The sequence below is a fragment of the Leyella stercorea DSM 18206 genome (genome assembly GCF_000235885.1).
GTDB classification, from domain to species: domain Bacteria; phylum Bacteroidota; class Bacteroidia; order Bacteroidales; family Bacteroidaceae; genus Prevotella; species Prevotella stercorea.
This window is the reverse complement of record NZ_JH379456.1, coordinates 26,785-39,926: the sequence shown is the minus strand read 5'-3', so window position 1 is coordinate 39,926 and position 13,142 is coordinate 26,785. Positions and strand designations below refer to the sequence as shown.

Genomic DNA, 13,142 nt, shown 5'->3' with positions numbered 1-13,142 from the left:
TCCCCGACGGGGAGGGTTGGGAGGGGCTACTCCGCCCTCAACGCCTCAATCGGTCTGATTTTGGCAGCCTTGCGAGCTGGTACCATACCGGCGAGAGTGCCGGCTACAATCATCAGTAGTGTGGCTTTCACGCAGACATCAATGCCCACGGTGGGGTTGGTGAACATCTGTATGGCGAAGAGTCCGTTGTCGATGGTCTCCTGCCCGATAGTAGCATCCATATACAGGTTGGCTGCGATGCCGAGCACCATGCCTATGTAGCCAAAGAAGGTTGTAATGACGATGCTCTCAATGATGATGAGGCGCAGTATAGACCACGGCTTTGCGCCGATAGCCTTGCGTATGCCGAACTCGTGTGTGCGTTCGCGCACGGTGATGAGCATGATGTTCGACACCCCCACGATGCCCGAGATGAGTGTCAGTATGCCTATCACCCACAACGCGGTGCGCAGTAGGCCGGTGGCGGTGTCCATGCTCAGTGCCTGCGTGAAGCGGTTCCATATCCAGATGGCGTTCTCGTCGTCGGGCGCAGCACGATGCTGTCGGTTTATTCTCGCACGATAGTCGCTCTCGAACGCCTCGTTTTCTGCTTCCGAGTTGAGATTGCTGAACGAGAAGACGATGTTGCCCGTCTTGTCGCCCTTGTTGTATATGGCGCGGAACGTGGTGAACGGTATGAAGGCATCGTTGCCCATGCTGTTCTTCTGACTCTCGTAGATGCCTACTACGCGGAAGGCGAGCGTCGTTGTGCGTATCATTTGTCCGTTCAGGCTGAGTGGTGACTGCGGTAGCAGTTCCTTCGCCATGTCCGAGGAGATAACTATCGACTTGCGACGTTCCTTTAGGTCGAGTTCGTTGATGAAGCGTCCGCAAATCATCGTACGCTTGTTTATCTCGACATCGTTCGGGTATACACCGCTCAGATTGATGCCCGTGGTGTAGTCGCTGCCGTTGACGAGCGTTTCGCCCTGCTGCGACAGTTCTGCGCCCACACTCTTCACATTGTTAGGAAAACCCTTGCTGGTGATATTGAAGTCCTTATCGTTGAGCTGCACATCGCGATTTTCGCCCAATCCGTCGTAAGCCTTCGATGTCTCGCCGCCGTACACCACCATTGATGTGGCGAGGAATCGACTTGAGTTGCCCATCGTGGCGTTTATCAAGCCGTTGCCTGCTCCGAGCAGAACGATGAGGATGAAGATGCCCCATGCTACGGAGAAACCGGTCAGCGCGGTGCGCAGCCGGTTGTGCTTGATAGTGGTGAGTATTTCGATGAATATGTCGCGCATGTGCCTTTACTTCATTATGCCGTTGATGCCGAACGGTCGTGCGGTGTGGTCGAGGTTCTCCTCAATCTTGCCTATGATGCCGTCCTTGATGTGTACAATCTTGTTTGTCTCGTTAGCCACGCCACTCTCGTGCGTCACGACGATAGTCGTCACTCCCTCCTCAGCGTTAAGAGTCTTGAGCAGCTCCATCACCTCCACCGAAGTCTTCGAGTCGAGTGCGCCCGTAGGCTCGTCGGCGAGTATTATCTGCGGCTTTGTGATCAGTGCGCGTGCTATTGCCACGCGCTGCTTCTGTCCGCCCGACATCTCGTTGGGGTAGTGGTCTGCCCACTGCGTCAGTCCGAGTCGGTCGAGATACTCCATCGCTAACTTGTGGCGTGTACGTCGCGCCACGCCCTGATAGTAGAGCGGCAGCTCCACATTCTCCACGGCGGTCTTGAACGAGATAAGGTTGAACGACTGAAAGATGAAGCCAATCATGCGGTTGCGGTACTCTGCGGCTCGCGTCTCCGAGAGGTCTTTGATGAGCGTGCCGCCGAGCAGGTATTCGCCCGAGTCGTAGTTGTCGAGAATACCGAGAATATTGAGCAGAGTAGACTTGCCCGAGCCCGACGCACCCATGATAGAAACGAACTCTCCCTCGGCAATGTCGAGTGTGATTCCCTTCAGTACATGCAGCGGCTGCGCACCCTGGTAAGTCTTGTTAATATCTTTCAGATGTATCATATATATATAATATGTAGCAAAGTAACAAAAATATCCGCAAACCGCCGACGTTTTGCTCCGCTTTTTACGGATATTTAATAGACGAAGTGGTCTAAGTATATTGTTATGATAAGCCTATGACTTCCAGCGCCATGTCTTCACAATCATGCGTCCTAAGCGCGTGAACGCCACCGTCATGCGTTGTGGCGACATCTGCTTGCCACTGATGATGAGCAACACGGCGGTGAGGATGAGTGCTATGCCCACTGCGAGGCGTGTTGTGAACGACTCACCGAAGCAGAAGCAGCCGATGGCAACGGCTGTTATCGGTTCGAGCGCACCAAGAATTGCGGTGGGAGTGGAGCCAATATCTTTAACGGCTATCGCCATTAGCACTAACGAGAGTACGGTCGGCATCAGTGCAAGCTGCGCTGCATACAGCCATTGGTGCGGTGTGGTGAGCAGTTGCACCGTCTCGCCCATGGCGAAGGTGTAGCCGAGAATGGTCATTAAACCGAAGATGAGCACGTAGAACGTGAGCTTCACCGAAGACATCCGCAGCTTCGACTTGTTTACCACGACGATATATACAGCGTAGGTGAGCGACGAAGCCATGACAAGCAGCACGCCCAACGTGCTGAGTGACGATCCGTCCGAGCTCTGGTTAAGCAGAGCTATGCCGCCAAACGCAAGCATGATGGAGACGGCTGTCGTTGGGGTCACTTTTTCTTTGAACAACAACGCCATAATAACCGCCACCATAACCGGATAGACGAATAGCAGCGTGGAGGCGATGCCCACGTCCATGTAGTTGAAACTGATGAAGAGCGACGCAGACGACGAGCCCATGAACATGCCTAAGATAGCAAGCAGGAGTAGTTCGCTGCGTGTCACGCCGAACTTCTTACGTTGCACCAGCATCATCACGCCGAGCATCACAATAGCGAGTCCGAAACGATAGAAAAGGGTAGAGTTGGCACTGATACCGTCCTGGTACAGATTCATGGCGCCGAGCGGGTTGGTACCGTAGAACACGGCTGCGCCCACGCCACAAAGTGTGCCGCGAAGTTTTACGTTCATACTATTTGTCTGATTTTTAAGCAAAGGTACAAATAAAAGTAAAAAAGTAAAAGAGTAAAAAATAAAAAAGGGCTTTTAAAAGTAAAAGGGTAAAAAGTAAAAGAGTAAAAAGGGTGGATTTGCGATTGAGAAAACCTTTAGCCGCGTTCGTGAAATTTAAACATAAAAGTTTTTTTGCTTTCGGTAATATCAATACCTTTGCAATCGCAAAACAGAAATCACAACACATGACTTCATACATTATTATATATGGCATAGAAAATTAATCAATAGCATAAGAGATATGGAAATTTTAAGAAATCTGTTTTATGGTTTCCCCGACCTTTGGGGAGGTGGCGTGGCACACTCGGTGATGATTCTCGCCCTCGTTATCACGTTAGGCTTGAGTCTTGGCAAGCTGAAGGTGAAAGGTGTGTCGCTCGGACTCGCTTGGATTTTGTTCATCGGACTCATCTTCGGTCATTACTCGCTCAATCTTGATGCCCATCTGCTCCACTTCCTCAAGGAGTTTGGCTTGATACTTTTCGTTTATTCTATTGGTCTTGAGGTAGGTCCAGGCTTTTTCTCTTCGTTCAAGGACGGAGGTAAGAGTCTCAATATGCTCAGCATGATTGTTGTGGCACTCAGCATCGTTACAACACTTATTATCTATAGCTTCACTGGCACGCCGTTCACCACTATGGCAGGCATCCTTTCAGGTGCCGTTACCAACACTCCCGGTCTTGGTGCTGCCCAGCAGGCATACAGCGACCTGCGCCATATTGACGCTCCGAGCATCGCCACGGGCTATGCCATCGCTTACCCGATGGGTGCGCTCGGCGTGATCATCTCGTTCGCTATATTGAGATATGTGTTGCGCGTGAACAAGGAGACGGAAGAAGCCGATGCGAAGCGCGGTATGGGTCACTTGGAGAAGATGACACTGAACACCTTCTCGGTGAAGGTGACCAACTCGATGGTGTTCGGCGACGATATACAACAGATACGCCAGTTGTTGAAGCGCGACTTCATGGTGTCGCGTATCATACGCTGCGGTAGCAACGAGCACGACGAGCTTGTGAACGGTCAGACCGTGATAGGCGAGGGCGACATACTGCGCGTGGTGGCTCATCCTACGGTTGAGGACCCGATCATCGCACTGCTTGGCGAGAAGGTGGAGGTGGCTGACGACAAGTTCGGCACCGAGCTTATTACGCGTCGCATCCTCGTCACGAAGCCCGACATCAACGGCAAGTCGCTCAGTCATCTGCAAATTCGCACCAACTTGGGCACCAACGTTACACGTGTGAACCGCAACGGTGTAGACCTCATCGCTACCGGCTCGTTGAAGCTGCAGCTCGGCGACCGCCTCACCGTTGTGGGTACGGAGCTTGCCATCGCCCACACCGAGAAGATGCTCGGCAACCAGATGAAGCGTCTTAACAACCCGAACCTCATACCGGTGTTCCTTGGTATTATGCTCGGTTGCATCTTCGCCAACATCCCGTTCTTCATCCCCGGCATCAACGAGAGCTTGCGCCTCGGACTCACCGGCGGTCCGCTCATTGTGGCTATCCTCATCGGCTACTTCGGTCCGAAGTACAACCTTGTGACGTATAACACGATATCTGCCAACCTCATGCTGCGCGAAGTGGGCATCTGCATATTCCTTGCGTGCGTAGGTCTCGGCACGGGCGAGCAGTTTATGCAGACCGTAGTGTCGGAGAGTGGTATGACATGGATAGGCTATGGTGTAGCAATCACCATGATACCAGTCATCCTGGGTGGCATCATCGGCAAGTATCTGTTCCACATCAACTATTACACTCTGCTCGGTGTGCTTGCAGGAGCCAATACCAACCCCTCGGCTTTAGCTTATGTTCGCGACCAGACATCTGTCGATGCGCCTAATGTGGGCTACGCTAATGTCTATCCGTTCGCAATGTTCCTGCGCATCGTCACGATACAGATACTGATATTCGTGTTCGGATAAATTGATAATAAAGATAATGTTTTAATAGTAGTTAATATGTTTCGGGGTAACTTAGGAGGGTATGGCATCTTGCCATACCCACGCAGCCTCAAAAGCAGCTCGCATCTGCAGCCTCAAAGGCAGCTCGTATCTGCAGCCTCAAAGGCAGCTCGCGTGCGTATGACATGCAACGTGCATGAGCATGGCAAGATGCCATGCCCTCCTATGGTTACTCTTTCTGCAAGTCTTGGTAAATACAAATAAATGGATAACAATACAATAGAAACAATGCAAGCAACTTGCCAATGTGGCAATCCAAACAACCCGTCTAAAGTGGCAGCAGCCGAGCTGCAGCACAAACTCGACCTGCTTCTGCGCACCGGAAGCATACTGATGGAGAGTGCTGCCGACACCTCGCGCATCCGTCGCACTATGAAGCGTGCCGCAGCCTTCCTCAGTCTCGACGAACGCTACCTGCACTTCTACATCAACTGGAATGTGCTCATGGTGAACTATAGCGACACCGAGCACTCGTTCACAAAGTTCCAACGCTGCGAGAAGCACGGTATCAACCTCACCTCTATTGCTAAGATAAGCAAGCTCACGTGGAGCGCAATAAGCAACGACTATTCGCTCGACCAGTACGAGAAAGCTCTTGATGACATTCAGAAGACACCGCGTAGCTTCACACCGTGGCAGGTGGCTATCGGTGGCGGCTTTGCCTGCGGTGGTTTCTGTGTGCAGTTCGGTTGCGACTGGCCTGCGTTCTTCTACTGCTCTTTAGCAGCCATCCTCGGCTTCCGCCTGCGTATGTTCCTGCCCACACGTGGCTGCAACAACTATGTAGCTATTGGCATAGCAGCTTTCGTAGCCACACTCATTGCTTGGGCCACCACGTTCCTCTCGCTCACGCCGTCCATAGCCGGTGCTCTGCCCGAGTTTATGCACTCCTCTACGCCGTGGCATCCGCTTATGGCGTGTGCCTTGTTCATCGTGCCCGGCGTTCCGCTCATCAACTTCGTGAGCGACATGCTCGACGGCTACATCGAGGTGGGCATGGTGCGTGCTCTGAACACGCTGTTGATGGTTCTCTCAATGGCGTTCGGTATCGCCTTCGCCATTAAGGTGTGCGGCATCGACAACTTCGTGAAAGACCTCACGATGATTCCGCATCATGAGTATTGGGAGTTTGCCGTAGCTGCAGCCGTCTCGGCTATGGGTTTCTCTACCATCTTCAGCATACCGCGCCGACTCCTGCCGGTTGTCGCCGTGGGTGGCATCATCGCCGTGTGCTTCCGCAACTTCGTCAATCTCGGTCCGAGCAACGGCAATATCGGACTTGACATGGGCCTGACCATCGGCTCGCTTGCCGGTTCGGCACTTATCAGTGTCATCGTTATCAAAGCACGCCACTGGTTCCACGTGCCCCATCAGTGCATCACCATCCCGAGTGTCATCCCTATGGTGCCGGGTGTGCTTATGTATCGCGCCCTCTTCGCCTTCATCGAGATGCACGGCGTGGTAGGCGAAGTGACGGTGGGCATGAACAACGCCATCAAGGCTTCGCTCGCTATCATCTGCATCGCCCTCGGTGTGGCTATACCGAACATCTTCTTCCGCCGCTTTATCGAAGGCGACCGCAAGCGCAAACTCTTCAATATGCTTGTTGAACGCAAACGCAAGAATGGAGAGTTCGTCGACCTGAGTGCCGTGGAAATAAAATAAATGTTGTATTTTTGCATTTAATATATAATAGATATGGAAATACGACAACTGAAATACTTTCTGAAGGTGGCAGAGACGCTCAACTTCTCCGAGGCTGCGCGCAAGCTATACATCACGCAGAGCACTCTCTCGCAGCAGATATCGCATCTGGAGCAGGAGATTGGTCTGCCGCTCTTCGAGCGCAACTCGCATGAGGTGTACCTCACTGAGGCTGGAAAGGAGTTGCTGCCGTATGCACAGAATGCCGTGAACTCTGCAGATGCGTGCATCGACCACATGAACGACTTGAAGGAGATGCTGACGGGCGAACTGAACATCGGTGTCACTTATTCGTTCAGCAACATCATGGCTGAGACGCTCATCGCCTTCCTGCGCACCTATCCGCATGTGAAGCTGAACATCAGCTACCGCTCTATGCAGGAGCTGATGGACGGACTAAAGAAGCGCGAGCTCGACCTCGTGCTTGCCTTCAAACCGCTCAAGAAGGATAAGGCGGTAGACAGCCGGGCTATCTTCAGCAACCGCCTTGCTGCCATCGTCAACGAGAACCATCCATTAGCACGCCAGTCATCATTGCGCCTCACTGACCTTGAACGTTACGACCTCATACTGCCGTGCAAGGGGCTGCAGGCTCGCAACGCCTTCGATCATCTTGTGGAGGGCAAGGGGCTGAACTATCGCATCATGGTTGAGGTGAACAACGTGAACATAATCTTCGACCTGCTGCGTCGCAGCAATCTCGTGACGATACTCTCTGAATCGACAACTATTCTGCAACCCAACATGAAGGCTGTGCCCATTGACGCAGCCGACAATGAGATGGACGGTTGCATACATCTGCTGAAAGACTCGTATATGAAAAACTCAGCACAGGAGTTCATCCGTATGCTGAGTCAGTCAACGTCTATCCTCGCGAACTTCGCGTTTAAGGATATTCTTTCTTAGTAATTTAGGAGGGTATGGCATCTTGCCATACCCTCCTATTATTCCATCGCTTTCGTTTTATTTGCAAGCCACTCGCGATGCTCCTCGTCGAGCAGCGGTGCCAAACGCTCGTACACCATAGCGTGGTAGGCGTTGAGGCACTGTCGTTCCTCGTCGCTGAGCATACTGCTGATTATCGGCTTGGTATCGATGGGGCAGAGCGTGAGCGGCTCGAAGCGCAGAAAGCGTCCGAACTCCGTCGTCACGTAAGGCACGGTGAGCAGCGTGTTCTCGATGCGCACGCCGAAGCGACCGTCGAGGTACAGACCCGGCTCGTCGGTTACGGTCATGCCCTCCACCATCGGTGCCCCACGATACTCCTGGCGTATCTGGTGAGGACCCTCGTGCACGCTGAGATACGAGCCTACGCCGTGCCCCGTGCCATGCATGAAGTTCATGCCCTCGCGCCACATCGCCGTGCGTGCCACTGCGTCGAGCTGCGTGCCCGATGCCGAGCGTGGGAAGCAGAGGTTCTGCAACGCCAAGTGACCCTTCAGCACTAACGTGTAGACGCGGCGTTCACGGTCGGTTACGTCGCCAAGAGCTATGGTTCGCGTTATGTCCGTTGTGCCGTCGCTGTACTGCGCTCCGCTGTCGAGCAGCAGCAGACCCTTCGGTTCGAGCTTCACATCGGTGAGCGGAGTCGGTTCATAGTGGACGATGGCTGCATGATCGGCATAGGCAGCGATAGTGTCGAACGAGATGTCGCGGAACTTAGGCTGCCCGGCACGCAGCTGATAGAGCTTCGCGCTCGCCGTCAGCTCCGTCTCGCTGCCCTTCGGCACCGCCTCCTCCAACCACTTCAGAAACTGCACCATAGCCACACCGTCGCGCTCCATGGCACGACGGAAGCCCTCGCGCTCCGTGTGGTTCTTCACCGCCTTCATCGTAGGGATGGGCGACGGAGCCGACACAACCGTGTAGTTGCCGCGCGGCTGCGCCAAAGTGCTGTTCACGGTAGAAGGGTCGACGAGCATCGTTGGCGCGTCGCACTCGTTGAGTGCCGCGATGATATTATCGTATTCGTCGATAGCCACGCCTTCAGCGTGCAGATAGTCGACCACGTCGGGCGTGAGCTTCTCCTCCTTTATATATAATGTTGCACTCTCCTCGCCGACGATGAGCCACGCCACGAACACCGGGGTGCAATGTACGTCGGTTCCGCGCAGGTTGAGAGTCCAGGCAATGTCGTCGAGCTGCGTCACGAGCATACAGCTTGCGCCTGCGCGGCGCATCTCGGTGCGTATGCGGCAGAGCTTTTCAGCTACCGACTCGCCGGCGTATTCGAGCGGATGAATCTCCACCTTGTTCAGCGGCACCGGCGGACGGTCTGTCCACACGCGGTTGAGGATGTCGAGATTGGTGCGCAGCGTGAGTCCGCCGGCATGTCTCAGTTCCGCCTTCAGTCCCTCAGCCTCGCCCTTCGCGATGCACATGCCGTCGATGCCCACCTCCGTAGAGTCGGCATCCTGCAGTTCGCGTGCCAGCCAGTCGGCAATAGACGGTGTGCTCTCCATGCGCTCGCGCATCAGCTGGAACTCTGTGCCTTCGAGCTGCTGCTCGGCAGCGATGAAGTAGCGCGAGTCGGTCCAGAGCGCAGCCGAACGGAGCGTGACCACCGCCGTGCCAGCCGAACCGTCGAAGCCCGATATCCACTTGCGTCCCTCCCAACGCTCGGGAACATACTCACTCATGTGCGGGTCGGCACTCGGGAAAATGAATGCCGAGAGCCCCTCGCGCTGCATCTCCTCGCGCAGTGCGGCGAGTCGCGCAGCTATCGTATTCTGCGTATCTGTCATATAAAAATTATTAGGTACTGCAAATATACAGATTTTAAGAATAAACAACACTATAATTTTCGAGAAACGTTTGTATATTTCAAAAAAGTTGTATCTTTGCAGTTAGTAAACGAAATTCAATTATTAATATAATAAACATTATTTATTATGGCATTCTTATCTAACGAAAAGCTTTTGATCGTCGGTGCCGGCGGTATGATTGGTTCAAACATGGTACAGAGCGCATTGATGCTCGGTCTTACTCCTAACATCTGTCTCTACGACATCTACGAGCCGGGTGTACACGGCGTGTTCGACGAGATTCAGCAGTGCGCTTTCAAGGGCGCTAACGTAACTTACACAGTAGACCCGAAGGAAGCATTCACAGGCGCTAAGTACATCATCTCTTCAGGTGGTGCTCCGCGTAAGGACGGCATGACACGTGAGGACCTCTTGAAGGGCAACTGCCAGATTGCAGCAGAGTTCGGTGACAACATCAAGAAGTACTGCCCGGAGGTAGAGCACGTTGTTGTTATCTTCAACCCGGCTGACGTTACAGCCCTCACAGCTCTCATCCACTCAGGTTTGAAGCCAAACCAGCTCACATCACTCGCTGCTCTCGACTCTACACGTCTGCAGCAGGCTCTCGCCCTCGAGTTCGGCGTACAGCAGGACAAGGTGACTGGCGCTCACACATACGGTGGTCACGGCGAGCAGATGGCAGTATTCGCTTCTCAGGTTAAGGTAGACGGCAAGCCTCTCTCAGAGATGGGCCTCTCAGCAGAGCGTTGGGAAGAGATCAAGCACCACACCGTTCAGGGTGGTTCTAACATCATCAAGCTCCGCGGTCGTTCTTCATTCCAGAGCCCGGCATACAACGCAGTTAAGATGATCGAGGCTGCTATGGGTGGCGAGAAGTTCACATTGCCAGCAGGTTGCTACGTAAACTGCGAGAAGTGTGGCTTCAAGAACGTGATGATGGCTATGCCTTCTACAATCGACAAGACAGGTGTTCACTTCACACAGCCTACAGGCACAGAAGAGGAGCTTGCTTCTCTCGCTAAGTCTTACGAGCACCTCTGCAAGATGCGCGATGAGATCGTTGATCTCGGCATCGTTCCTCCAGTAGCAGAGTGGACAAAGATGAACCCGAACCTCTAATTCGGCATCGTCCAAATAACAATAAAGCCCAGAGCGCACTGCTCTGGGCTTTTTCTGTATTAGGAGGGTATGGCATCCTTGCCATACCCACGCAGCCTTCTTGTTGCATTACTACTTCTTGATAGTTGATAGATGGCGTGGGTATGGCAGGGATGCCATACCCTCCTACCGTCCGCCACCTGATCGGATTCCGTCCGCCACCTGATTGGATTCCGTCCGCCACCCGATCAGATTCCGTCCGCCGCCCGATCGGATTCCGTCCGCCGTCGGTCGGAAATTGTGATACGTAAACAGACTTTACATCCACTCAAAACTTATGAATTAATGCATATAGTAGGACAAAAGCTAATAAATCTTTTGTTAAAAGTTGGTTTGTATTACAATATTGACTAATTTTGTAAATAAATAAGCAATTATAAGAGTAAATTGAAAAATTAAAAGCAAATTTTATGATTAAAGGTTATTTCTTTGCAGCCCTACTCTTTTGCGCTGTTTCCACCCCGTCATTGGCGCAAGAGAGCAAGGTAAATGTACTTTATCTCGATGGTTCTGCGCATGAGGTGCAGATGTCGCAAGTGGCGAAGCTTACAGTAGCCGATGGCAACGTGAAACTCCTCTCGAAGAGCGGTGAGACAGTGGCTACCCACGAGTTGGAGAAAGTGGACAAGATACAGCTGACAGGCTCGACAACGGGTTTGGTGCAGCTCACGAAGCAGTCGCCCATTACGCTGCGTTCTAACGGTTACGTCATCACGGCTGAGGGTATGACCGACGGCAAACTGCTCGAAGTGTACACAGCCAACGGCACACTCGCTGCCAAGGCAGTGGCACACGACGGCAAGGCAACGATTGACGCTACGCAGTTGGCTGCCGGAGTGTATGTAGTGAAGGCAGAGAACCAGTCGCTGAAGATGGTTAAGCGCTAACACCGGATTGTTAACCCTTAATAGTTGATACTTAATCGCTAACACTTAATAATTAAATTGAGTACAATGAAACAGAAGATATTTTTACTTTTCGCCATGCTCGTAGGCTTCGCCATGCAGACAATGGCTAAGGCTGCAACACCCGACAGCGTGTTCGTTGTGAAGAACGGAATTATCGTTTCTGCCTATGAGGTGGGCAAGAATGTGGACAACATCACGTTCGAAAAGAAGGTTAAACTCGACGGCAACTGCGTGAAGATTGGCGACGAGGTGATTGAGATGAAGTCGGCGTTGATTACTACAGTGAATAATTACAAGTGTGTGTACCTCTCTACGCTCGAAGGTTGCACCACGGTAGATGCCATGCTTAAAGGTGGCAAGCTGCTGCAGGTGGCACTGACACCTGCGCTGCTCGACAAGGAACTGACGTTCAGCACGTTCAATAACGAGTTTGATGCTGATAACGAATTCTTCCAGGTGGCGTACACAGATGTTGATGAGGCTAAGAAGAACGATGATTACGAACCCGTGACCGTCACCTCTGCCGATTGGAGCACTTACTACACTGGTGGCTCGCTCAATGTGTCTATCAGCGAGGACAAGCTCTCGCTGCACATGCAGGCTATGCCGAAGAGCGGCGAGGTGCTCTTTGCTGCTCAATACAATGGTGCTGTCACTGAGATGAAGGAGAACCCTAACCACTTCACCGTCGATGGCAAGCGCTACGAAATGCGTGCTGTCTTCGCCGAGAAGAAGACTGACGGCATCAACTTCTACCTCACCCCGGGCAATATCGACAATGCCAACGAACTTACAAACTGCTACTACTACGTGCGCCTCTTCGTGCCGCAGAGCAGCATGGACGGCAGAGTGCTTAGCGTGCAGGGCAATCAGAAGTATGAGCTGACCTTCGTCGACAACGTGACCGACGTGAACAATGCGCAGACTATAGACATCAGTAACGGTGCTTCGGCTTCGGCTACGGGCACAATCTCGGTGCTCGACAACGGCAACGGCACATACACCATCAAGCTCAACATCGAGAAACTCGGCAATAAAGCCGACCGCACACTCGACGTGGTTTACGAGGAAGGTACACCGAAGGAGTACACGCTCGCTATGCCAAGCGTCTACAGCGTGGCTGACGGCAAGGCTGTCAACCTGAAGTCGGCAGTGCTCACACACGACGACGCTGCTGGTGTCTACACTGTCTATCTTTCCGCAAAGGCTGGCGTGACGACATTGGCTGGCATGGCTGATGCTGACATCGTGGTTACTATGCCCGACGCTTTCGTCAACGACGACGCTTTGCACGGCTTCTCGGGCGACGAGACGAACGCAAAGGTTTCTGTGAAGTATGCCGACGTTACCTACTCGCAGGCTACTGTCAAAGGCACTGCAGCACTCGCTTTGGGTGGCAATGCTAAACTGACGTTTGCCGACGGCAAGGCTAATGTCGACTTCACAGTGTTCAACATCAAGAAGTACAAGGGCGCGCTCAAGGGACACTACGAGGGCAATGTTACACGACTCTAAAACTTTA

General features: G+C 52.9%; 10 protein-coding genes. 6 read left to right on the top strand and 4 right to left on the bottom strand.

The window, feature by feature from the left end; all coding sequences use genetic code 11:
- Positions 1 to 26: 26 nt before the first annotated feature.
- The 3 genes from HMPREF0673_RS10720 to HMPREF0673_RS10710 all read right to left on the bottom strand — a co-directional run bounded on the left by HMPREF0673_RS10720 (position 27) and on the right by HMPREF0673_RS10710 (position 3,074).
- Complete coding sequence (locus tag HMPREF0673_RS10720; RefSeq protein WP_007902183.1) at positions 27 to 1,289, bottom strand: ABC transporter permease; 1,263 nt, start codon at positions 1,287 to 1,289, stop codon at positions 27 to 29.
- A 6-nt stretch (positions 1,290 to 1,295) separates the two neighbouring features.
- Entirely contained in the window at positions 1,296 to 2,015 is a 720-nt protein-coding gene (locus tag HMPREF0673_RS10715; RefSeq protein WP_007902181.1) for an ABC transporter ATP-binding protein, read from the bottom strand.
- Between the two features lie 114 nt (positions 2,016 to 2,129).
- On the bottom strand, positions 2,130 to 3,074 hold the full coding sequence (locus tag HMPREF0673_RS10710; RefSeq protein WP_007902179.1) for a DMT family transporter: 945 nt from the start codon (positions 3,072 to 3,074) through the stop codon (positions 2,130 to 2,132).
- A gap of 283 nt (positions 3,075 to 3,357) precedes the next feature.
- Here HMPREF0673_RS10710 and HMPREF0673_RS10705 point away from each other — a divergent pair, with 283 nt between their 5' ends.
- From HMPREF0673_RS10705 to HMPREF0673_RS10695, 3 genes are all read left to right on the top strand, one after another.
- A complete protein-coding gene (locus HMPREF0673_RS10705; RefSeq protein WP_007902176.1) occupies positions 3,358 to 5,046 on the top strand; it encodes a putative transporter in 1,689 nt (562 codons plus the stop codon).
- 267 nt (positions 5,047 to 5,313) lie between these two features.
- Positions 5,314 to 6,750 (top strand): threonine/serine exporter family protein, encoded by a 1,437-nt coding sequence (locus HMPREF0673_RS10700; protein ID WP_157591698.1) that lies wholly within the window; start codon positions 5,314 to 5,316, stop codon positions 6,748 to 6,750.
- Between the two features lie 33 nt (positions 6,751 to 6,783).
- Positions 6,784 to 7,695 (top strand): LysR family transcriptional regulator, encoded by a 912-nt coding sequence (locus tag HMPREF0673_RS10695; RefSeq protein ID WP_007902171.1) that lies wholly within the window; start codon positions 6,784 to 6,786, stop codon positions 7,693 to 7,695.
- Positions 7,696 to 7,733: 38 nt separating this feature from the next.
- On the opposite strand, the gene HMPREF0673_RS10690 is transcribed toward HMPREF0673_RS10695, so the two are convergent.
- A complete protein-coding gene (locus tag HMPREF0673_RS10690) occupies positions 7,734 to 9,533 on the bottom strand; it encodes an aminopeptidase P family protein (RefSeq protein WP_007902165.1) in 1,800 nt (599 codons plus the stop codon).
- 147 nt (positions 9,534 to 9,680) lie between these two features.
- On the opposite strand from HMPREF0673_RS10690, the gene HMPREF0673_RS10685 reads away from it, so the two are divergent.
- The 3 genes from HMPREF0673_RS10685 (at position 9,681) to HMPREF0673_RS10675 (ending at position 13,135) form a co-directional block, all read left to right on the top strand.
- Positions 9,681 to 10,673, top strand: a complete 993-nt coding sequence (locus HMPREF0673_RS10685; protein WP_007902163.1) for a malate dehydrogenase — start codon at positions 9,681 to 9,683, stop codon at positions 10,671 to 10,673.
- Between the two features lie 449 nt (positions 10,674 to 11,122).
- Complete coding sequence (locus HMPREF0673_RS10680) at positions 11,123 to 11,599, top strand: T9SS type A sorting domain-containing protein (protein ID WP_007902159.1); 477 nt, start codon at positions 11,123 to 11,125, stop codon at positions 11,597 to 11,599.
- Positions 11,600 to 11,665: 66 nt separating this feature from the next.
- The gene (locus HMPREF0673_RS10675) at positions 11,666 to 13,135 is read left to right on the top strand and encodes a hypothetical protein (RefSeq protein ID WP_007902157.1); all 1,470 of its coding nucleotides are present in this window, start codon (positions 11,666 to 11,668) and stop codon (positions 13,133 to 13,135) included.
- Positions 13,136 to 13,142 lie beyond the last annotated feature (7 nt).

Coding starts and splice junctions, on each gene's coding strand:
- HMPREF0673_RS10675 (WP_007902157.1), top strand. CDS start 11,666: ATGAAACAGAAGATATTTTTACTTTTCGCCATGCTCGTAGGCTTCGCC.
- HMPREF0673_RS10705 (WP_007902176.1), top strand. CDS start 3,358: ATGGAAATTTTAAGAAATCTGTTTTATGGTTTCCCCGACCTTTGGGGA.
- HMPREF0673_RS10695 (WP_007902171.1), top strand. CDS start 6,784: ATGGAAATACGACAACTGAAATACTTTCTGAAGGTGGCAGAGACGCTC.
- HMPREF0673_RS10710 (WP_007902179.1), bottom strand. CDS start 3,074: ATGAACGTAAAACTTCGCGGCACACTTTGTGGCGTGGGCGCAGCCGTG.
- HMPREF0673_RS10715 (WP_007902181.1), bottom strand. CDS start 2,015: ATGATACATCTGAAAGATATTAACAAGACTTACCAGGGTGCGCAGCCG.
- HMPREF0673_RS10685 (WP_007902163.1), top strand. CDS start 9,681: ATGGCATTCTTATCTAACGAAAAGCTTTTGATCGTCGGTGCCGGCGGT.
- HMPREF0673_RS10700 (WP_157591698.1), top strand. CDS start 5,314: ATGCAAGCAACTTGCCAATGTGGCAATCCAAACAACCCGTCTAAAGTG.
- HMPREF0673_RS10680 (WP_007902159.1), top strand. CDS start 11,123: ATGATTAAAGGTTATTTCTTTGCAGCCCTACTCTTTTGCGCTGTTTCC.
- HMPREF0673_RS10690 (WP_007902165.1), bottom strand. CDS start 9,533: ATGACAGATACGCAGAATACGATAGCTGCGCGACTCGCCGCACTGCGC.
- HMPREF0673_RS10720 (WP_007902183.1), bottom strand. CDS start 1,289: ATGCGCGACATATTCATCGAAATACTCACCACTATCAAGCACAACCGG.